At 65.4% G+C, this 20,766-nt stretch carries 16 protein-coding genes, 1 tRNA gene and 1 pseudogene; 10 read left to right on the top strand and 8 right to left on the bottom strand.

Annotation, left to right across the window (positions count from 1 at the left end; translation table 11 throughout):
- Positions 1-12 precede the first annotated feature (12 nt).
- The gene (locus tag DXK93_RS17355) at positions 13-576 is read right to left on the bottom strand and encodes a cysteine hydrolase family protein (protein WP_054458405.1); all 564 of its coding nucleotides are present in this window, start codon (positions 574-576) and stop codon (positions 13-15) included.
- A gap of 179 nt (positions 577-755) precedes the next feature.
- Between DXK93_RS17355 and ribD the strand changes: the two genes are divergently transcribed.
- A complete protein-coding gene (gene ribD / locus DXK93_RS17350; protein WP_370126984.1) occupies positions 756-1,907 on the top strand; it encodes a bifunctional diaminohydroxyphosphoribosylaminopyrimidine deaminase/5-amino-6-(5-phosphoribosylamino)uracil reductase RibD in 1,152 nt (383 codons plus the stop codon).
- On the opposite strand, the gene DXK93_RS17345 is transcribed toward ribD, so the two are convergent.
- Positions 1,904-4,384 carry a hypothetical protein gene (locus tag DXK93_RS17345; protein WP_119450701.1) on the bottom strand — a complete coding sequence of 827 codons (2,481 nt, stop codon included), beginning with the start codon at positions 4,382-4,384 and terminating at the stop codon, positions 1,904-1,906. The genes ribD and DXK93_RS17345 overlap by 4 nt on opposite strands.
- Complete coding sequence (locus DXK93_RS17340) at positions 4,371-5,531, bottom strand: DUF3142 domain-containing protein (RefSeq protein WP_233564560.1); 1,161 nt, start codon at positions 5,529-5,531, stop codon at positions 4,371-4,373. Before DXK93_RS17340 ends, DXK93_RS17345 begins: the two co-directional genes overlap by 14 nt.
- Before the next feature lie 75 nt (positions 5,532-5,606).
- Here DXK93_RS17340 and DXK93_RS31850 point away from each other — a divergent pair, with 75 nt between their 5' ends.
- The 5 genes from DXK93_RS31850 (at position 5,607) to DXK93_RS17320 (ending at position 11,412) form a co-directional block, all read left to right on the top strand.
- Positions 5,607-5,915 carry a hypothetical protein gene (locus DXK93_RS31850; RefSeq protein WP_147400248.1) on the top strand — a complete coding sequence of 103 codons (309 nt, stop codon included), beginning with the start codon at positions 5,607-5,609 and terminating at the stop codon, positions 5,913-5,915.
- Between the two features lie 533 nt (positions 5,916-6,448).
- Positions 6,449-8,365: a PrkA family serine protein kinase gene (locus tag DXK93_RS17335; RefSeq protein WP_370127010.1), complete on the top strand. Its 1,917-nt coding sequence runs from the start codon at positions 6,449-6,451 to the stop codon at positions 8,363-8,365.
- 12 nt (positions 8,366-8,377) lie between these two features.
- A complete protein-coding gene (locus DXK93_RS17330; protein ID WP_054458415.1) occupies positions 8,378-9,637 on the top strand; it encodes a YeaH/YhbH family protein in 1,260 nt (419 codons plus the stop codon).
- The gene (locus tag DXK93_RS17325; protein ID WP_082401331.1) at positions 9,634-11,190 is read left to right on the top strand and encodes a SpoVR family protein; all 1,557 of its coding nucleotides are present in this window, start codon (positions 9,634-9,636) and stop codon (positions 11,188-11,190) included. Before DXK93_RS17330 ends, DXK93_RS17325 begins: the two co-directional genes overlap by 4 nt.
- A gap of 131 nt (positions 11,191-11,321) precedes the next feature.
- Positions 11,322-11,412: transfer RNA gene (locus tag DXK93_RS17320), tRNA-Ser, on the top strand.
- A gap of 129 nt (positions 11,413-11,541) precedes the next feature.
- Here DXK93_RS17320 and DXK93_RS17315 read toward each other — a convergent pair.
- From DXK93_RS17315 to DXK93_RS17305, 3 genes are all read right to left on the bottom strand, one after another.
- Entirely contained in the window at positions 11,542-13,413 is a 1,872-nt protein-coding gene (locus DXK93_RS17315) for a PhoX family phosphatase (RefSeq protein ID WP_119450699.1), read from the bottom strand.
- A gap of 182 nt (positions 13,414-13,595) precedes the next feature.
- The gene (locus tag DXK93_RS17310; RefSeq protein ID WP_119450698.1) at positions 13,596-14,876 is read right to left on the bottom strand and encodes a hypothetical protein; all 1,281 of its coding nucleotides are present in this window, start codon (positions 14,874-14,876) and stop codon (positions 13,596-13,598) included.
- Between the two features lie 63 nt (positions 14,877-14,939).
- A complete protein-coding gene (locus DXK93_RS17305; protein ID WP_119450697.1) occupies positions 14,940-15,929 on the bottom strand; it encodes a tripartite tricarboxylate transporter substrate binding protein in 990 nt (329 codons plus the stop codon).
- A 140-nt stretch (positions 15,930-16,069) separates the two neighbouring features.
- On the opposite strand from DXK93_RS17305, the gene DXK93_RS17300 reads away from it, so the two are divergent.
- Entirely contained in the window at positions 16,070-16,975 is a 906-nt protein-coding gene (locus DXK93_RS17300; RefSeq protein WP_119450696.1) for a LysR substrate-binding domain-containing protein, read from the top strand.
- Positions 16,976-17,027: 52 nt separating this feature from the next.
- Here DXK93_RS17300 and DXK93_RS17295 read toward each other — a convergent pair whose 3' ends face one another.
- On the bottom strand, positions 17,028-17,255 hold the full coding sequence (locus DXK93_RS17295) for a hypothetical protein (protein ID WP_054458424.1): 228 nt from the start codon (positions 17,253-17,255) through the stop codon (positions 17,028-17,030).
- A gap of 199 nt (positions 17,256-17,454) precedes the next feature.
- Here DXK93_RS17295 and DXK93_RS17290 point away from each other — a divergent pair, with 199 nt between their 5' ends.
- Positions 17,455-18,384: a hypothetical protein gene (locus DXK93_RS17290; RefSeq protein WP_119450695.1), complete on the top strand. Its 930-nt coding sequence runs from the start codon at positions 17,455-17,457 to the stop codon at positions 18,382-18,384.
- 44 nt (positions 18,385-18,428) lie between these two features.
- On the opposite strand, the pseudogene DXK93_RS17285 reads toward DXK93_RS17290, so the two are convergent.
- A pseudogene (locus DXK93_RS17285) lies at positions 18,429-18,575 on the bottom strand (type II toxin-antitoxin system RelE/ParE family toxin); the annotation flags it as partial.
- A 236-nt stretch (positions 18,576-18,811) separates the two neighbouring features.
- Between DXK93_RS17285 and nadC the strand changes: the two are divergent.
- Both nadC and DXK93_RS17275 read left to right on the top strand, forming a co-directional pair.
- Positions 18,812-19,696 (top strand): carboxylating nicotinate-nucleotide diphosphorylase, encoded by an 885-nt coding sequence (gene nadC / locus DXK93_RS17280; protein ID WP_119450693.1) that lies wholly within the window; start codon positions 18,812-18,814, stop codon positions 19,694-19,696.
- A gap of 77 nt (positions 19,697-19,773) precedes the next feature.
- Positions 19,774-20,760 carry a tripartite tricarboxylate transporter substrate binding protein gene (locus tag DXK93_RS17275; RefSeq protein ID WP_119450692.1) on the top strand — a complete coding sequence of 329 codons (987 nt, stop codon included), beginning with the start codon at positions 19,774-19,776 and terminating at the stop codon, positions 20,758-20,760.
- Positions 20,761-20,766: the final 6 nt, after the last annotated feature.

Below are 20,766 nucleotides of genomic sequence, written 5' to 3'. Positions count from 1 at the left end.
CCTCCGCCAGTGTCAGGCCGCCAGCGCGTCGGCCGCGCGTGCGATGCGGGCAAAACGCCCTTGCAGCACCAGCTCGGTCCGGTCGCGGATCTCGGCCGGCGTGTAATGCTGGCCGGACGGGCTCTGCATGGCAAAGGTCAGGGTGGCGTCCGTGGGGAACACCACCTTGTAGCCGGCGTCGCTGGCGTGGCGCGAGGTGGTTTCGCAGCACTGTTCGGTGCGGATGCCGCTGACGATGATGCCTTCGATGCCGTGCTTCACCAGCCAGTCCTGCAGGCTGGCGCCGTCCGCGTCTTTGGCGTAGAGCGAGGAATGCACGGTCTTGTGGAACACGGCGGTGGGCTCGATGCGCAGTTCCTTGAGCGTCTTGACGTGGCCGGAGGCCATCGAGAAGGGGTTGGCGGGGTCGTTCGACACGCTGGTGTGGAACACCTGCAGCACCGGAATGTCGCGGGCCTGGGCGGCGTCGATCAGGGATTGGATCTGTTCCACGAACGCAGGGTACTCGGCTTCATCCCAAAACGGACGTTGCCGGAAAGAGTCTTGTACGTCGATGACGATCAGTGCTTGTTTCATGGATCGCGCTCCTGGAGGGCGAATTTTAGGGGTGTGCAGCTATTTTTACTGCAATCCGGCGTGGCGGCGAGTGCGGCGAAAGACGGCCATCGGCCTAAAACGGACATTGGCCGCCGCTGCCCCGGTGGACCCGCTGCCGGACCGCCTGCCCGCCCTGCGGCGGACATACAATCCTGGACATGATGATTCCCAGCGACAACGACGACATTTTCTGGATGCGCCGCGCCCTGGCGTTGGCGCAGGCCGTCATGTACACCACCGCGCCCAACCCCCGGGTCGGCTGCGTGATCGTGCGCGACGGCCGGGTGCTGGGCGAAGGCGCCACGCAGCCGCCGGGCGGCCCGCACGCGGAAGTCTGCGCCTTGCGCGACGTCCAGGCGCGCGGCGAATCCGTGGAAGGCGCCACGCTTTACGTCACCCTGGAACCCTGCAGCCATTTCGGCCGCACGCCGCCCTGCGTGGACGCTGTGCTTGCGGCCCGGCCGGCGCGGGTCGTGGTGGCCATCGGCGACCCCAATCCGCTGGTCAATGGGCAAGGACTGGCGCGTCTGCGCGATGCCGGGATCGCGGTGACCACGGGCGTCTGCCGCGCGGAGGCGCTGGCCATCAACGCGGGTTTCATCTCGCGCATGAGCCGCGGCCTGCCGTGGGTGTGGATGAAGATGGCGGCCTCGCTGGACGGGCGCAGCGCGCTGCATAACGGCGTCTCGCAATGGATCACCGGACCCGAGGCTCGCGCCGACGGACACCGCTGGCGCGCCCGCGCCTGCGTGGTGCTGACCGGCATGGGCACCGTGCTGAAAGACGATCCGCAGCTCAATGTCAGAGGCGTGGACACGCCCCGTCAGCCGCGCAAGGCGGTAGTGGACGGCCGTTTTGAAATCCCCGAGGACGCGCGGTTGTTCGATGGCGCCGAGGTCATCATCTTCACGGCTCGCGAAGATGCCGCCAAGGCCGCGCGCCTGCAGGCCAGGAACGCCCGCGTGGTGCTGCTGCCGGGCGAGGCGCCGGGCCGGGTCGATCTGCCGGCGATGATGCGCTGGCTGGCGCAGGAACAGTTCAATGAGGTCCACGTCGAAGCCGGCGCGGGCCTGAGCGGCGCGCTGGTCGCCGCGGGCTGCGTGGATGAACTGCTGCTGTACCTGGCGCCGGTGCTGCTGGGCGACGCCGCCGGCATGGTCCGCCTGCCCATGCTGGAGCACCTGGACGGCGCCCGCCGCTATGAATTCATCGAGACCGCGCCGGTGGGCGCAGATCTGCGCGTGCGCGCCCGGGTGGCCGACACCTGGAATCAGCTGACGCGGCGGGTGGAGCTGCCTGAGCTGTCTTAGGCGCGGCGCCGGCCCGTGCGCGCCGCGGTGTAGCGCCAGGCCAGGATCGTGGCAGCGCCGCCGGCCAGGGCCAACAACGCGGCCGCCAGCAGCAGGCCGGGATGGTCGCGGCGCAGACGTTCCCACGATTTTCCGGCCTGCGTGTAATGGAACCAGGCAGCCGCCTGGAAATCGGGCGCGGCGCATTCGCGGCCGAAAGAGCCGCTGAACGGCACCTGCGCGCCGTGTTCTATATAGCGGCGGTAGATCGTGGCGGCCAGTTCCGGGGAGTCGTCGATGATGTAGCGGGCGCCCTGGCACAGCACGGCGGCGTAGGCTTGCGAGCGGCGTGGCAGCTCGTCGGACGCGCGCAGCGCATGATTGGCCGCGATCTCGCGGTAGTGGAAGCGGGTGTAGGGCTGCGCTTCGCTGGCGGCATAGCGACGGCGTTCCTCTTCGGTGACAAACGGGCCCGGCAGCGCGGCGGCGGCACGCAAGGCCGGCGTGTCGGGCGTTCCGGCATCGTCATCCTCTGCCTTCCAGCCTGGGACCGCGCTGCGTCCCGCGCCATAACTGGTGTTGCCGCCATAGACCGCAAAATCCGGCTCCTGTTCGTAGCCCATGATCTCCATCCCGTCGCGCCGCGCCAGCCGCGAAGCTTCGTACCAGGCTTGCGCCCGTGATGTGCGGCCCCAGGCGCTCCCGGCACGGCGCAAGGCCGCGCCATACTCCGCGGCGAGCCGGCGGGTTTCCTGCAGACGCACTTCCCACTTGCCGTCGACGCTTTCCAGCGTGGCGTAGCGGGCGTCCGAATCGGCGGGGAAATAGGGCAGCGCCAGCTCGATCGAACCTTCGCGCACCATCCGGCGCGCCAGCAGCAGGCGCAGGCGATCGGATGCGGTGATGGGATGCTGCCTTACCCAGTCGTAGAAATTCTGCGGATCGCGCGGCACGGACCTTGCCGGCGCCGGAGTGGCGGGCGCATGCCGGTCCACATAGGACTTGAGTTCGGCGGTGGTCAGCACGCGCTCAGCGACGTAGGCAGCGTCATTCCAGTACGGGGTGGATAACCAGAAGCCTCCGGCCGGATTGGCCGGATCGTCCTTCACGGTGGCGTGCAGTAGTTGATCCAGCGCCTCGACATACTGGCCGCGCGACAGCGTCAACACGCCTTGTTCGCCCAGCAGGCGCGCCGCGCCGACAGCCTCCAGGCTGCCGTCGGCGCGCGGAAACGCGCGTGCAGCCTGGGCATAGGCCTGGGCCGCCGCCTGCGTATCGCCTTGCCGCAGCGCCAGCTTGGCGCGGACCCACCAGGCCAAGGCCGTGTCCAGCCGCGCGGCCAACGTCTGCGCCAGCTCGTAGCGGCCGATGCGGTAGGCCAGCGCGGCCACGCGGTCGGCGTCCGGCACCTGCTTCAGGTCCTGGGTTTCCAATGCCGCAACCAGCGATTGCAGCGCCGGATTGGGTGTGACGTCATGCCCTTGCGCCGCATCGGCCAACCCCACCTGGCCAGTCGTATCGTAGGCGGCGTGCGGATCGCTGGCGCTGTCCGGCCTGCCGTCCACGATGTCGCCGACCCTGGCCAGCGCGTAGGCCACCAGCAGGCGTTGCGCGACTGGATCGTCGATCAGGCGGCGCGTGCGCGCCGGATCTTCCAAGGCCCATTCGGCCAGCATGCGCAGCGATGCATTGCCGCTCACGGAGTCGCGCGCGGCCTGTTCGGCATAGAGGCGCAGCGCATGCTTTAGCGAGGCCGCGGGAATGGCGTCCATGCAGGGCTCGGCATTGACCAGCTCCATATAGCTGCATTGCCCCTGCGGCCCGGCGAGGAACAGGCGCGCCTCCTGGCCGTAGCTGGCAACGGCCAGGCCCAGCGGGTCCGGCGCACCGTCGCGCGCCAGTTGCCGCACGCGGCCATAGGCTTGTGCTGCGGCCTGCCGCTGCGCCTCGGCGTCGTCAGTGGCTAACTCTGTCTCGTCCCCGATTTCTGCCAGCATATAGGCGGCCCAGACGCTGCGTGGCGCGGCCTGCTGCGCCGGCAACTGGAGAATGGCGCGGTAGCGGGCGCGCGCCTGCCCCAACAGGCGGTCGGTATCCGGCGCTTCGCGGGCGGCATGGGTGTCGACCGCGGCCGCGGCGTAAAGACGCACCGCTTCCGGCAAATCGGCGCCCAGCGCATAGGCCCGGTCGCCATCGGCTTGCGCGCGCATGGCGCGAGCCGTGGTCCGCTGCGCCGGCGTGAGCGCGGGATCGCGGTCTTCCGGCAGGGCGTTTTGCAGGTAGCTGCCGTCCGGCAATTCATAGGCTTCGCGGGCTCGCAGCGCATCGCTGGCGTCCACGAGGCGCGCGGTTTCATAGCTGAAAGCGTTGGCCGGCGTCGCACGCAGCGTAGCCGCGCGGTCGTCGAGCAGCTGGGCGGGGAACTCCGGCCCGCAGGCGATGACGATACCGGCTCCCGTCAGGAGCAGCAGCGCCGCAAGCGATTTACGGTTGTACATGGAAGCTCGTGGGCCCGTTTTCACAGCGTATCCAGCCTATGTTGCGTTGGCCGCCGGCATGCAGCAGGCCATTCTGGGAGCGGCGCAGGAAGGCGCCGCTGGAATCATGTTCGAGGGTATAGCCATTGATGCCGTCGGCCGCGCGGCAAGCGCCTTGCCAGCGGATCGCGAAGGGCAGGGCTGCGTCGGCATTGCCGCCGTTGGCCAGAATCAGGTCTTGCGCGCCGCTGCCGCCTGCTGCGCGCGCCGTGACGGACAGCGCCGGCGACAGGGGCTGGCGCGTCAGTACGGCGCGCCAGGTGGCCAGGCTCCAGGCGCGTTCGTCGCGCGCGGTGGGCAGGCGGAACCAGACGATGCCCGCCAGTCCGCGCGGACGGGCGCGGTGGATCTCATCGATGAAAGCCGCCATGGCTGCCGGGGTGGCCACCAGTTCGCTGGCGCGGCCGCCCGGCAGCAGGGCGGGGCGTTCGCTTTCGACCGCGGCGATGCTGCCGTCGTCGTTCCAGCTTACGCGGCTGCCATAGGTGGCCAGCGCCACGCGCCATGGCCGCTGGGTGCGGTCCGCGAACGCCGCCAGCCAGGCGCTTGCGCGCCTGGCATTGAACAGCCCCTGTTCGGGACTCAGCACGGCGTGGACCTGCAACACGGCTTCATCGGGAATCCGCAACAGCGCGTCGAGCCCGGCGCCGCCCAGCCATGTCGGCAGCGCGGTTATCGACAAAGGCAGATCCGGTCCCAGGCCCTGCTTCAAGGTCTCCAGGAACGTCGCATAGGCGGGCAACTTGGAGGTTGGGCAGTCGTAGTCGATTTCGATGCCGGCCAAGCCGATACCCGCGCTTTCCCATGCGCCGCGCGCGGCGTTGATCCGCGCAAGCACTTCCGCGGCGGGCAGCGCATCGGCGCGACCGTCCAGGCGGAAAACCATGATGACGGGACGTTTGGCCGCGGCCAGTGCGGCCAGATCGGGCGCAGCAGTGAACCTCCTGCCATCCGGGTTCATTTCCGCTATCAGCACGCGCCATGCCCGCACCACGTCGGCACTGTCGGCCAGCGCCTGGCTGACCGGCGGCGTCCAGACGCGTTGCCAGACATAGGCGTCGGCCGGCAGATCCGCCTGCTTGCCGCAAGCGGCCAGAAGCAGCAGCAAGACGCTGCAAAGCACTGCGCGACAGCGTTTGACGAGGACCTTCATGCGGCGGGTCAAAAATCGGAAAATTATGATGTGGCGATGGCGATGGGCGGACGACAGGAAGCGAACCAAATGCGCGGCGCGTTTCGAATGCGTGATTCTATCGCCGCCGCAAGGGGTATTAGCACTCTGCGTTCGCGGCTGCCAATCGCGCAGACCTCCGTAATCCGGGCTTGCAGGCGATTCGCGATGCGCCAGCGCTATCGATATGCCATCAAGTTTGCGCAGGTTTGCGTGGTTGCAGCGCGTGTCTATTGCATGAATTTGAAAGCGCGCGACACGACTATTTTTGGCCTTGCGTTAAATGAATTGCCACAAAAACGTCAATTGGCTTTAGCATAGGCACATGACTTGGCGCCACGCACTGATGGACTACACCGTGCAATGCCACGCGCCCTCGTCACCACGGATCCTCGTGCAGCGTCATCGGTGCTTTTCACAACCGGACCTGCACGCTGCTGAACGAAGACGCTACGCGCCGTTCAGACCGTCCGCTGCCATCGCACAGCGGGCGCATCGGGTTTATGCCCGCATCATAAAAATCCCTGGGACATCGCTCTTCCCTTCAAATCATTGCTGAGCATTTCATGTGCGGATGCATCATGCACGCACGCATACAGCGATATGCTGAAGTCGAACGAGTGAACTTATTCACTTAAGTTGCATTCCCTGACGGAACTTGCATCCGAAGAGTGCAGCCTAACTGGAAAGGGCCTGATCATGCCTTTGGTTGATGTGTGGCGAAAGCAACATACCATCCGGCCGACAGTGCTTATCGCGAGATTGTCTAGTAATGCGCGAGCGCTGAGGCACAATGGGGGCAGGTAGGGACGTATTGGATTTTTCGCGTGTTGTAGGAGGTTTCCGTGCAAAACATCGTCGAAGGCTTCAAGTCGCAGTATGCAAGAGAGCAGGAATCGGAACTCTCTCTCGAGGAGTACCTCAACCTCGCCAAAAGCGATCCCATGGCGTACGCCAGCCCCGCAGAACGCATGCTGGCGGCAATAGGCGAACCCGAAGTCGTGGATACGCGCAACGACCCACGTCTTTCCCGTTTGTTTTCCAACCGGACCATCCGACGCTATCCGGCGTTCCAGGAGTTCTACGGCATGGAGGACGTGATCGGACAGATCGTCGCGTTCTTCAAGCACGCCGCGCAGGGACTGGAAGAGCGCAAGCAAATCCTCTATCTGCTGGGCCCGGTGGGCGGCGGCAAGTCGTCCATCGCGGAGCGGCTCAAGTCGCTGATGGAGGCCTATCCCATCTACGCCCTGAAGGGGTCGCCGGTCAACGAATCGCCGCTCGGACTGTTCCACCCGGAACGTTTCGGCGACACGCTTGAAAAGGAATACGGCATCCCGCGGCGCTACCTGAGCGGCATCATGTCCCCCTGGGCCGTGAAGCGCCTGAAGGAGTTCGACGGCGACATCTCGAAGTTCCGCGTCGTGCGCCTGAACCCGTCGGTGCTGCGCCAGATCGCCATCGCCAAGACTGAACCTGGCGACGAGAACAACCAGGACATTTCGTCGCTGGTGGGCAAGGTCGACATCCGCATGCTCGACCGCCACTCGCAGGACGATCCGGATGCCTACAGCTACTCTGGCGGGCTGTGCCTGGCCAACCAGGGGCTGCTTGAATTCGTCGAGATGTTCAAGGCCCCGATCAAGATGCTGCACCCCTTGCTGACGGCAACCCAGGAAGGCAACTTCAAGGGCACCGAAGGCTTTTCCGCGATCCCGTTCAACGGCGCCATTCTGGCCCACTCGAACGAATCGGAATGGCAGACCTTCCGCAACAACAAGCACAACGAGGCGTTCCTCGACCGTATCTACATCGTCAAGGTGCCTTACTGCCTGCAGGTGTCGGAAGAGGTCCGCATCTACGAAAAGCTGCTGCACCACAGTTCGCTGTCGGCGGCGCCATGCGCCCCGGGAACGTTGGACATGATGGCGCAGTTCTCGGTCCTGACGCGCCTGAAGGAACCCGAAAATTCCAGCATCTATTCGAAGCTGCGCGTCTACGACGGCGAAAGCCTGAAGGACGTGGATCCCAAGGCCAAGGCCCTGCAGGAATACAAGGACTATGCCGGCACAGATGAAGGCATGACCGGGGTGTCGACGCGTTTCGCGTACAAGATCCTGTCCAGCGTCTTCAACTACGACCAGACCGAAGTCGCCGCCAACCCGGTGCACCTGATGTACGTGCTCGAGCAGCGGATCGGCCGCGAAGATTATCCCGAGGAAATCCGCCGGCGCTATCTTGAATTCATCAAGGGCTACCTGGCGCCGCGCTACGCGGAATTCATCGGCAAGGAAATCCAGACCGCCTACCTCGAGTCCTACTCGGAATACGGCCAGAACATCTTCGACCGCTACGTGACCTTTGCCGACTGCTGGATCCAGGACGAGGAATTCCGCGACCCGGAAACCGGCGAAAGCTTCGACCGCAGCGCGCTCAACGACGAACTGGAAAAGATCGAGAAGCCGGCCGGCATCGCCAACCCGAAGGACTTCCGCAACGAGATCGTCAACTTCGTGCTGCGGGCGCGCGCCAACAACAACGGCCGCAACCCGACCTGGACCAGCTATGAAAAGCTGCGCGAAGTGATCGAGAAGAAGATGTTCTCGAACACCGAAGACCTGTTGCCGGTGATCTCGTTCAACGCCAAGGCGTCGGCCGAGGACAAGTCCAAGCACCAGAGCTTCGTGGATCGCATGGTTGAAAAGGGCTACACGGAAAAGCAGGTGAGACTGCTGTGCGAGTGGTATCTCCGTGTGAGGAAGTCTTCCTGAGCGAGGTGAATCATGAATTCACTCATCGATCGCCGTCTTAACGGGCGCAATAAAAGCGCCGTCAACCGGGAGCGTTTTCTCCGGCGTTATAAGAACCAGATCCGCAAGGCGGTACATGGGATGATCCGCGACCGCTCCATCCAGGACATGGATCAGGGCGGCGAGATCAACCTGCCCGCCCGCGACATCTCTGAGCCGACCTTCCATCACGGCCAGGGCGGCGACCGCGAGATCGTGCACCCCGGCAACCGCGAGTTTGCCAAGGGAGACACGTTCGACCGGCCGCAAGGCGGGCAGGGGGAAGGCGGCTCCGAGCCGGGCGAAGGCGAATCGGTCGACCAGTTCACCTTCAGCCTGTCGCGGGCGGAATTCCTGAACCTGTTCTTCGAGGACCTGGAACTGCCGCACATGGCGCGCACGCAGCTGGGCGAGGTCAGCCAGAAGAAATGGCAGCGCGCCGGCTACACGACCACGGGCTCGCCCAGCATGCTGAGCATCAGCCGCACGCTCAAGTCCTCGCTGGCGCGCCGCGTGTCGCTCGGCGTGAAGGCGCGCGCCGATCTGGAGGATGCCGAGGAGCGCCTGGCCAAGGCGCTGGAAGCGGGCGCTCCCGCCGACGAGATCAAGGCGCTGGAGCAGGACGTCGAAGGTTGCCGCGAACGCCTGGCCCGCGTGCCTTTCCTGGACGACCTGGACCTGCGCTACCGCAACCGGGTGTCGGTGGCCATCCCGATGGCGCGCGCCGTCATGTTCTGCCTGATGGACGTGTCGGGCTCCATGGACGAAAACAAGAAGGACCTGGCCAAGCGCTTCTTTTCGCTGCTTTACCTGTTCCTGTCGCGCAAGTACGAACACGTGGACCTGGTCTTCATCCGCCACACCGACAACGCCGAGGAAGTCGACGAACATACCTTCTTCTACGATCCCAAGAGCGGCGGCACCATCGTGCTGTCGGCGCTGGAACTGATGCGCGAGATCCTGGAGAAGCGCTATCCGCCGACCGCCTGGAACGTGTACGCGGCGCAGGCCAGCGACGGCGACTCGTTCGGCGCCGACGCGGGCAAGAGCGCGCGCTTCCTGGCCGAACATCTGCTGCCGGCCACGCGCTACTTTGCCTACATCGAAGTGCCCGACTCGCAGGAGGCGCGCAAGAGCAGCCTGTGGGCGGAATATGAACAGAAACTGGAGCCGCATTTCGTCATGCGGCGCATCTGCGAACGCGGCGAGATCTTCCCCGTGTTCCATGACCTGTTCAAAAAGGAAACCGCATGAATGCCATCGTGGGAGCGCTCGTGGAACCGGAGGCCGCCGGCAGCGCCCGGCCCATCTCCCAGGGTTCCGAATGGACCTTCGAACTGATCCAGTCCTATGACGACGCGATCTCCAAGGTCGCCGCCGAATACGGACTGGACACGTACCCGAACCAGATCGAGGTAATCACCTCGGAACAGATGCTGGATGCCTATGCGTCGGCCGGTCTGCCTATCGGCTATCCGCACTGGTCGTACGGCAAGGAATTCATCCGCAACGAGCAGTTCTACCGCCGCGGCATGCAGGGGCTGGCGTACGAGATCGTCATCAACTCCAACCCTTGCATCTCCTATCTCATGGAAGAGAACTCCATGACGATGCAGGCGCTGGTGATCGCCCACGCCTGTTACGGCCACAACTCGTTCTTCAAGGGCAATTACCTGTTCCGGCAATGGACCGATGCCGACGGTGTGCTGGACTACCTGGTCTTCGCGCGCAAATACGTCATGTCCTGCGAGGACCGCTATGGCATCGACGCGGTGGAATCCTTGCTCGATTCCTGCCACGCGCTCTCGCACCACGGCGTGGACCGCTACAAGCGCCCCACGCCCATTTCCTACAAGGAAGAGGCCGCGCGCCAGGCTGAACGCCAGGAGCATGCCCGGCTGCAGTACAACGACCTGTGGCGTACCCTGCCGCGCCTGGAGGCCGACAAGGACACCCACGTCGAGGCCTCGGTGTTTCCGCCGGAGCCCGAAGAGAACCTGCTGTACTTCATCGAGAAGTATTCGCCCAAGCTCGCGCCGTGGCAGAAGGAACTGGTGCGCATCGTCCGCAAGGTCGCGCAATACTTCTATCCGCAGACCCAGACCAAGGTCATGAACGAAGGCTGGGCCACGTTCTGGCACTACACCATCCTGAACCGGCTGCATGAAAAAGGCCTGGTCAACGACGGCTTCATGATGGAGTTCCTGCAAAGCCACACCAACGTGGTCAGCCAGCGCGGCTTCGACGAACGCGGCTATGGCGGCATCAACCCCTATGCGCTGGGCTTCGCGATGATGTCCGACATCCGCCGCATCTGCGAGGCGCCGACGGCCGAGGACCGGCGCTGGTTCCCCGACATCGCCGGCGGCGACTGGCTGAAGACGCTGGACTTCGCCATGCGCAACTTCAAGGACGAATCCTTCATCTCGCAGTACCTGTCGCCCCGCCTGATCCGCGAGTTCCGTTTCTTCGCGATCTCCGACCACCAGGCCAACCCCAAGCTCGAAGTCGCCGCCATCCACGACGACGAAGGCTACCGCGACATCCGCCGCCTGCTGGCTGCGCAACACAACCGCGACAACATGGTGCCGGACATCCAGGTGGTCCGCTTCAACCGCGACTCGGATCGTTCGCTGGTGTTGCGCCACCTGAAGAGCCGCGGCCGCCCGCTGGCGGGCGAGGACGCCGAACAGGTGATGAAGCACCTGGCCCGACTGTGGGGTTTCAGGGTGCGGCTGGAAGAGACCGAGCCGGACGGCACCGTCAGCTCCTACCGGGAACAGGACCCGCCGGCATCAGCCTCCTAGTGGTCGGTCAAAGCAGGGGACGCCGTTGGCGTCCCCTTTTCTTTGTCCGCTTGTCGGCGTTGTGCGAAATCTGCTAGAATCGCGGATTCGCATTTTCTGCAGCGGCTTGCCCGCAGCGAAAATCGCAGATAGGACAGGTGGCCGAGTGGTTGAAGGCGCACGCCTGGAAAGCGTGTATACGTCAAAAGCGTATCGGGGGTTCGAATCCCCCTCTGTCCGCCAGGATTCGCACTGCAAAGCAGTACACAAAAAACCCGCAAGCGCTCAAGCCTTGCGGGTTTTTTGCATTTTCGCGGCATAAAAAAACGCCGCCCGGCGTAATTTGCCGGGCGGCGTCTTGGACCGGAACGCTTACGCGCCCACCGGTTTCCCATCAGTGCGCCGCACCACCACCGTAGCCGAGCGCGCATCGCCGCCGCCTGCGCGCAACGTGTTCCACGTTTGATCCGGGTGCTGGATGTTGATGAAGAACGTGGTCAGGTCCGGCGTGTAGGCGATGCCGGTGATTTCGCAGCCCAGCGGGCCGACCAGGAAGCGCTTGGATTCGCCGGTCTTCTGGTCGATGTAGTACATCGAGTTGTTGCCGAAGAAGTCCGTGGTCGAGGCGCTGGTGCCGGCGTCGGTCTGGACCCACAGGCGGCCCTTGGGGTCGACGCGGATGCCGTCGGGGCTGGAGAAGGTGTCGCCGTTGACGTTGCCCGTCAGGTTGGCGGCCACGCCGTCGGCCTTGTCGCGGCCGGCCAGCAGCAGCAGGTCCCACTCGAAGGTGGTGGCCAGGGGCGAGTCGCCGCGCTCGTGCCAGCGGATGATGTGGCCGTGCGAGTTGTTGACGCGCGGGTTGGCGGCGCTGGTGCGCTTGCGGCTGCCGTTGTTGGTCAGCGTGCAGTACACGGTCTTGTCCACGCCCACCGTGATCCATTCCGGGCGGTCCATCAGCGTGGCGCCGGCGACGCGGGCGGCGGCGCCGGTGTTGACCAGCACGTCGGCCTGCGTATTGAAGTTGACGAGCTTGCCGGTGATCACGGTGCCGCTGGCGACCTGCGTGAAGTTGCCGGGATCGGTGGCGCCGGCGGTCAGGTTGTTCTTGCCCACGGTCAGTTCGACCCAGTTGCCGCTGCCGTCGTCATTGAAGCGCGCGGCGTACAGAGTGCCTTCGTCCAGCAGGCCCATGTTGGCGGCGCGGTTGGCGGGATCGTACGGCTTGCTCGGCACGAACTTGTAGATGCAGCCAGGCGTGGTGTCGTCGCCCATGTAGAAAGCAACACGGTTGTTCTCGTCCAGCATGAAGGCCGTGTTTTCATGGCTGAAGCGGCCCATCGCGGTGCGCTTGACGGCGGTCGAATCCGGGTTCTGGGGATCGATTTCCACCACCCAGCCATAGCCTTCGTCGGCCGGCTTGCCGGCGTCGCCGGTCTTGTAGTGGTAGTTGTTGAGCGTTTCTTCGCAGGTCAGATAGGTGCCCCAGGGCGTGTCGCCGCTGGAACAGTTGTTCAGCGTGCCGACGACGGTGTCGCCCACGACGGACTTGGCCGGACCGCTGACGTTGTAGACGGTGTTGCCGGTGTAGCGCTTGTTGTAGCGCGAGTCGGTCTTGACGGCCCATGCGCCATTGGCGCTGCGCGCGATTTCGATGACGGACACGCCGACGTTGGACAGGCGGGTCTTCACGCCCTCGACGCTCTGGTCCAGGGTCTCGTCGTCCAGCGCTTCATGGTTCAGCACCAGCAGGCCGCCCTGGTTGGGGTCCACGCCGGGCAGGGCATAGAAGTGCATGCCATCGTGCTGGCCGCCGGATTGGGTTTCCGTGGCGGGATAGGACTGCGGCACGCCGGCGTAGCCAGCCGAGCCGATCATGCACTTGTCGCCGGCGGAGTAGAGCACTTCGGCCACGTAACCTGCGGGAACCGTGACGGTGTCGGCGACGATCTTGTCGGCCAGCGGGGTGAACGTGACGGAATAGTCGGGGCCGGGGGGCGGCTTGGTGCCGCCTTCGCCCGGCTCGTTGCCGGAGGTGTCGTCGTCGTCATCGTCGCTGCCGCCACAGGCGGTCAGCAGGGTCGATGCGCCGAACACGGACAGCATTGACAGGCCGAAGCTGTTCTTCAGCAAAGTGCGGCGCTGGGGATTCGCGGCGACGATTTCGTCGAACATCTGCCCGGGAACGGTGACTTCGTCTTGGGCTTCGCGATAGGGGGCGCGCAATTTATCAGTCAAGTAAGACATTCCAACCTCATAGTGTCGCGATCGAGTCGCTCAATTGTTTGTAAGCAAAACGAAAGCGAGGTTAAAGATCGGTCGTTACAACGGGGTGACGATAGTGTGAAGTCCTTATGGTTAAGTGGGTAGTCCGCCGCCTGACCGAGTCCGTGATCGGAATTCCGGTTGAGGCGGCGGCGTTGCGATTGTCAGTCTTGCGGCCCGACGATGGGCGTGACGTCCAGCACATACATCTGCCGCTCGCCTTCGTGCACGGAGTCGATGCAGACCTGCGTGCCGTCGCGGCTCCAGCGCGGATGCAGGTCGCAGCGGTTTTCCTTGGACAGATTGGGATCGGCGTAGAAGCTGCCCAGCGAATGGCGCAGGCCGGTCTGCATGTCGTAGAGGAACAGGATGCGCTCGTGCGTGGTCGAGTCCGGATAGGTGTCACTGAGCAGCCAGCGCGTGTTCACGGGAGAGTAGGTCATGTGGCCGTTCTCCGTCAGCACGCCGTCGCCCACGACCTGGACCGCGCCGCCGGGCGCATCGCGGTAGAGGTGGTAGTGGATGCTGCCGTCATGCGGGCCCCACACGATGATGGTCTGGTCGTCGCGCCACAGCGGGTGCGAGATCTGGTATTCGGATTTCTCGTAGTCGAACGTGCCGACCGCGCCGGGATCGAAGTCGTCGGCCAGTTGCGGCAGCGGATGGTCGGAGCATTCCAGCAGGCGCATGTCGCTGCCGTCGGCGTTCATGGTGATCAGCCGGTGCAGGAAGCAGGTCTCGTCCTTGACGCGTTCGGTCCAGCGGTGCAGGAACAGGATGCGGGAGGACGAAGGATTGATCTCGATATGGCTGACCCAGTGGATGGCGCGCTCCATCGAGTCGCGCGGATGGAAGTTGCGCAGGTCGGCGTAGCTGACCAGCAGGCGGTGCGCGCCGCTTTCCAGGTCCATGCTGTGGATGCCGTCGTCGGCTGGGGCGTAGTCCACGGGGCCGGGCGCGTGTTCGCTGTAGCCGATGGTCTCGTGCGTGATGTAGAGGCGGCGGTAATCCACGCAGAGCGCGTAGCGGCTGTTGGGCGCGGCCACGTAGATGGGCAGCGGCAGGTGGCGCGTCTGGCCGGTGGCGACGTTGTGGATCGCGGAGCGGAAGCCCGGATAGAAGCCGCCGTCGTCGTCGCGGCGGCAGTTGTAGATCATCTGCGGCTCGGACTCGCCGTCCAGCCATTGCAGTTGGCAGCCCATCTGCCAGTTCCAGGCCGTGGTGCTGCCCACGACGTGGTAGCGGTCGCCGTCCTGGAGATCGAAGTAACCCACCTCGGCGCTCAACTCGGGCGTGAGCCGCGCGTCCTTGAACGGCGTGCGGTTGGCCAGCAGATAGCGGCCGTCGCGATGCCAGACGGTCTTGTTGTAGTAGCCGAAGAAATGATGGTGCGGCGTGGCGCCCAGGCGGCGGCAGGCGATGGGCGTGGCGAGCATGCGGTTCATGGATGGCAGGGCAAAGAGGAAGTCGGAAAGAAAAAAGGGCGGCGCAGGCGCCGCCCCGGGCGTTCAGCCCGCAGTGATGTGTTCGGTTTCGATGACCTTGTTCCAGCGGGCGCGTTCGCGTTCGACGAAGGCGCGCGCGTCGGCGGGGTTGTTGCCCACAGGAGTCATGCCCAGGCGCTCCAGGCCTTCGCGGAATGCCGGGTCGGCGTAGACGCGGCGCAGGTCGGCGCTGATCTTTTCGATCAGAGCGTCCGGTACGTCCTTGCTGGCGGCCAGCGTGGTCCAGGACGTCACGGTCAGGCCGGGCAGGCCTGCTTCGGCGACGGTGGGGACGTCGGGCAGGGCTGGCGAACGCGTGGCGCCGGTGATGGCCAGCGCCTTCAGCTTCTTGGCCTGGATGTAGCCGATGGTGGTGGGCACGTTCTCGAACAGCAACTGGATCTGGCCGCCCAGCAGGTCGTTGGTGGCGGCCGAGCTACCGCGGTACGGGATGTGCACGATGGGCGCCTGCGCGGCCATCTTGTAGAGCTCGCCCACCATGTGCACGGACGAGCCCACGCCGGCCGAGCCGAAGTGCAGCGTTTCCGGCTTGGCCTTTGCCAGCGCGGTGAGTTCGGCCAGGGTGTTGGCTTCCAGCGCGGGGTTGGCCACCACCACGTGCGGCATCTCGGCCACGATGGTGATCAGCTTCAGATCGCGGGCGGGTTGGTAGTTGAGGTTCTTGTAGACCCCGTAGGTGGCATGCAGGCCGATGGAGCCCAGCAGCAGCGTATAGCCGTCCGGCCCCGAGTCGGCGACGAACTTGCCGCCGATGTGCCCGCCCGCGCCGGGGCGGTTTTCCACCACTACCGACTGGCCGTAGAGCTTGCCCAGGTGTTCGGCCAACAGCCGTCCCTGGATATCGGAGCTGCCGCCCGCGGTGAAGGGCACGATGATGCGCACCGGGCGGTCGGGATAGTTGGCTTGCGCGTGCGCGGCCAGCGGCAGGGCGGCTGTCGTCAGGCCCAGGCACAGCGTTTGCAGGAGTTGGCGCCAGGAGCGGCGGAGGTTCATGTGGTTTCCCCTGGAAGGTTGGGTAGTGCGGGGGGCGCATCTGGCGGCGCCCTTGGGAAAACCAGTGTAGGAGTCATCATGTATTTGAAAAAATTCTTTTTTCAACATAGGCTATGCAAGTTTGCTATACATTGCCCGCCATGAGCCGACCCCTGAATTTCCGCCAGATCGAAGCCTTCCATGCGGTCATGCTGGCCGGCACCACTACCGGCGCGGCGCAGATGCTGCGCACCACCCAGCCTTCGGTCAGCCGGCTGCTGGCGCAGGTGCAGCAGGCCAGCGGCCTGAAGCTGTTCGACATGGAGCGCGGCCGCTTGCGACCCACGCGCGAGGCCAAGGATCTGTTCGATACCGTGCAGCGGCACTTCGTGGGGCTGGAGCGCATCGAGGACCGCGTTGCTGCGATGCGGCGCAGCGGCAGCGGCGTGCTGCGGCTGGCCTGCACCCCGGCGCTGGGCCTGGGCGTGCTGCCCGGCGCGATCGAGACCTTCGCGCAGCGCTATCCCGAGGTCCACATCAACATGCAGACCGTGGGCAGCCAGTATCTGCGGGAAGGGTTGCTGCACGGCACCTACGACCTGGTGGTGACTACGGCGCCCATGGACGGCGCACAGCTGGAAATGCAGGCCTTGCACGAAAGCGCGGCGGTTTGCGTGATGCGGCCCGACTATCCGCTGGCCGCGCAGCCGTCCGTCGACATCATGGACCTGGACGGGCGCCGCCTGCTGGTGCTGAACGCGGATGACGACGTCTATCTGCAGCTGCGCGGCGCGATGCAGGAACATCAGGTGCAGCCCGCCTCGGAAATCGAGACCACCTATTCATCCACCATCTGCGCGCTGGCAGCCGCCGGCAGCGGCCTGGGCGTGGTCAATCCCTACATCGCCGCGGTGTTCGCGGACCGTTTGGCGATACGGCCGTTCACGCCGCGCCTGCCGGTGCGCGTCAGCATGGCTTACCCCGCGCAGACCGCGCCGTCGTCGGTGACCGAGGCCTTCGTGGAGATCCTGGCGCGCGGCTTCCAGGCGCAGCCGGACGCGACCTGAGCGCGGCAGGGGCCGCGCTCGGGCTCGCGTATCATCTGGCCATCGCGTCGGCTCAGCTCTTGCGGTTTTCGTAAGACGTATCCAGCACGTCATCTTCCGGGGTGATGATGCCGGGTTCGCCAGGTTCCGCCATGGCGCGTCCGCGCCTTGGCATGCCGGCGACCTCTTTGCTGTGATCCGCCATCGGCAGGATTTCGGTGCCTTTGCGCGGGTCGACGGCGACGGGTTGTTCCGTTTCAGCGGCCTTGGCCGCCTGCGGATCGGGGGCGGTTTTCAACATGATGTCTGCTCCGCTTGCGGGCGTCCCGGGATGGCGACGCGCCTGGTTGCCACTTCCATCTTAGGGCCGTGCGGCCGGCTGGGAGCAGGAATGCCTGTCACGTTTGCAAGGGGCTGTTGCAGGAGCCCGACCCTTATAATTTCCGACGCCTCTCGGCTTGCCGCAAGCCGCCCGGTTTCTCACTTTCCATAAGCCTACCTTGACTGAATCCGTCGAACGCTCCGTCCATGCTGAACTCGTTGCCGTGCTGGTCGCCGTCACCAACGGCGAGCCGCGGGTGTTGACGACCGACGATGCGCGCGCCTTGCCGGCCGGTCCCTTCAAGCTGTCGCACCGTTCGCTGCAGGCCGGGCTGCGCGCCTGGGTGGAGGAGCAGACCCATCACCCGCTGGGTTACGTGGAGCAGCTCTACACCTTCGCCGACGGCGACCGCTCCGATGAATCGGGCGCGCGCGTGATGTCGGTCAGCTACCTGGGCCTGACGCGCGAGGCGGGCGAGACCGGCGTGGCGCAAGTCGGCTGGCAGGATTGGTACCGCTACTTCCCCTGGGAAGACCAGCGCACGGGCACGCCCGCGCTGGTGGAAGAAATAATCGTCCCGCGTCTGGCCGCCTGGTGCGAAGACAGTGGCGATGCGGCCGTGCGCATGCGCCGCCGCCAACGCGCCGCCATCACCTTCGGACTGGACGGCTCGCCCTGGAACGAGGACATGGTGCTGCAGCGCTACGAGCTGCTGTTCGAAGCGGGGCTGGTGCCCGAAGCGGCGCGGCGCGGGGGCAAGGGCGCCGTGGTGCCGGGCGAACCCATGCGCCACGACCACCGTCGCATCCTGGCCACCGGCATCGCGCGGCTGCGCGCCAAGATCAAGTACCGCCCCGTGGTGTTCGAGTTGATGCCCGCGCAGTTCACCCTGCTGCAATTGCAGTTGGCCGTGGAGGCGCTGGCTGGGCGCGGCCTGCACAAGCAGAATTTCCGCCGCCTCATCGAGCAGCAGGCGCTGGTCGAAGAGACGGGCGAAATGGCCACGGGCACGGCCGGCAGGCCGGCCAAGCTGTTCCGTTTTCGTCGTGACGTGCTGCTGGAGCGCGCTATTGCGGGGAGCAAATTGCCGTTGTCTCGGGCGATGTGACGTTGAGATGCATCACGCTTGAGAGTCCAAGTCACCCAAGAGTTTTAGCGGTTCTCGCGGGTGTGCCACAGCCGCAGCACGTGGACAACCGCATCCTGGTTTTCGTAGCGAATCTCGTACTCTCCAACCAGGATTCTTCTCACCTCTCGTGGTTCGAATTGGAACAGTTGTTCGCCAATACGCGGGTTGGTCTAAGAACTTGATCTTGCCCTGCTCCTGGCGACGCCGTGATCAGCGCGAGGCAGATTTCGGACTCGATGACACGCTAATGATCTCGAAATAATCACAGTGATTAAAATTTAATCGATCACACAAGCTATTTCAAACTGGACGGAAAATGGCTGACGCTTGACAAGCCTTATGCTCGTCTCTAGCATAAGTGGTGCGCAGTCTCCGCGCGCCTTTTTTTAACTGGTAAATACTCAAAATGAGCATTAAAGCCGAAGCGCCTATGACCATCGCCCGACTGCCCGTTCCCCCTCTGCCGGAAGTCATGCTGGAGCCGCTGGTGCGCGCGGCCTTGCTCGAGGACCTGGGACGCGCCGGGGACCTGACCACCGACGCCATCGTGCCCGCCGACGCCACGGCGCAGACCCGTCTGGTCGCGCGGCAGGAAGGCGTGCTGGCCGGGTTGGACCTGGCCCGCCTGGCGTTTCGCGCCATGGACCCGGGCATCAAGTTCGACGTTGCGCTGCGCGACGGCAGCGAATTGCAGCCAGGCGCGGAAATCGCCCGCATCAGCGGTAACGCCCGCGCCATGCTGACGGCCGAGCGCGTGGCGCTGAACTTCCTGTGCCATCTGAGCGGCGTGGCCAGCGCCACTGCGTCCATCGCCCGCGCCATCGAAGGCTACGGCGCCCGCGTTACCTGCACCCGCAAGACCATGCCGGGCCTGCGCGCCGTGCAGAAGTACGCGGTGCGTGTCGGCGGCGGCAGCAATCACCGCCACGGCCTGGACGACGCGGTACTGATCAAGGACAACCACATCGCGCTGGCGGGCGGGGTCGCGACGGCGGTCGAGCGGGCGCGCGCCGGCATCGGCCACATGGTCAAGATCGAACTGGAAGTGGACACGCTGGAGCAGTTGGAAACGGCGCTGTCCCTGGGCGTGGATGTGGTGCTGCTGGACAACATGAGCCTGGACGATCTGCGCCGCGCCGTGGCCATGGCGCGCGGCCGGGCCATCACCGAGGCTTCGGGGCGCATCACGCCCGAAACCGCCGCGGCGGTGGCGGCCACCGGGGTGGACCAGATCGCGGTGGGCTGGATCACCCATAGCGCCAAGGTACTCGACATCGGCCTGGACGCCTGACCTTTCCGCCGGCCGCCGGCCGGCATTGCCCATGCCCCCGCGCGCATGCCGCGCAGGGACGCTTGCAAGCCCGCATCATGAATCGCCTGCTTAGCTCTGTTCTCGCATTCCTGGTTTTGCCCCTGGCCGCCTGCGGCAATTCACCCTCGGGCGAAGCGCCCAAGGACGCCGCTTATCCTTCGCACCCCATCACCATCGTGGTGACGTTTCCGCCGGGTGGCGGTACCGACCTGCTGGCGCGCCGCATCGGCGCCAGCCTGCAGGAGCAGTTCGGCATGGCGGTGGTGGTGGAAAACCGTCCTGGGGCCAGCGGCAACATCGGCGCGCGCGCCGTGGCCGAAGCGCCAGCTGACGGCCATACGCTGCTGATGGTCAATAGTTCCTTCGCGATCAATCCGGGGGTCTACAGCAATCTGGGCTTCTCGCCCAAGCAGGATTTCGCGGCGGTCATCAACGTGGCCTTCGTGCCGTCGGTGTATGTGGTGCCGGCGGTTTCGCCCTGGCGCAGCCTGGACGATGCGCTGGCCGCCGCCACGCCGGACCGCCCGCTGCCGTTCGCGTCCTGCGGCAACGGCACGCCGCAACACCTGGCCGGCGAGATGCTGGCGCGCGCCACCGGCGCACCTTTGCAGCACGTGCCTTACAAGGGTTGCGGACCGGCGCTCACCGACGTGACCGCCGGCCAGGTTGGAATGGGCGTGGTCACCGCGTCCAGCGCCGCGCCTTTGATTGCGGCCGGCAAGTTGCGGGCGCTGGCCGTGACCTCGCCGGCGCGCTCGCCGCTGTTGCCGTCGGTGCCGACGGTGGCCGAGCAGGGCGTGCCCGGCTACGCGCTGGACCAGTGGCATGGCCTGCTGGCGCCGGCGGCCACGCCGCCCGCGGTGGTGGCCAAGTTGAATGCGGCAGTGGCGAAGATCGTCCAGCGCCCCGAGGTGCAGGCGGCGCTGCGCGAACAGGGCTTTACGCCCGCCAGCAGCACCCCGCGTGAATTCCAGGCCATGATCGACGCGGATATTGACCGATACACCGCCCTGACGCAGGCGATCGGCTTGCGCGCCGACTGAGCCGGG

It is taken from the genome of Achromobacter sp. K91 (assembly GCF_003576205.1).
In the GTDB taxonomy this organism is placed as follows: Bacteria; Pseudomonadota; Gammaproteobacteria; order Burkholderiales; family Burkholderiaceae_B; genus Achromobacter; species Achromobacter aegrifaciens.
This window is presented reverse-complemented; position numbering and strand designations above follow the sequence as displayed.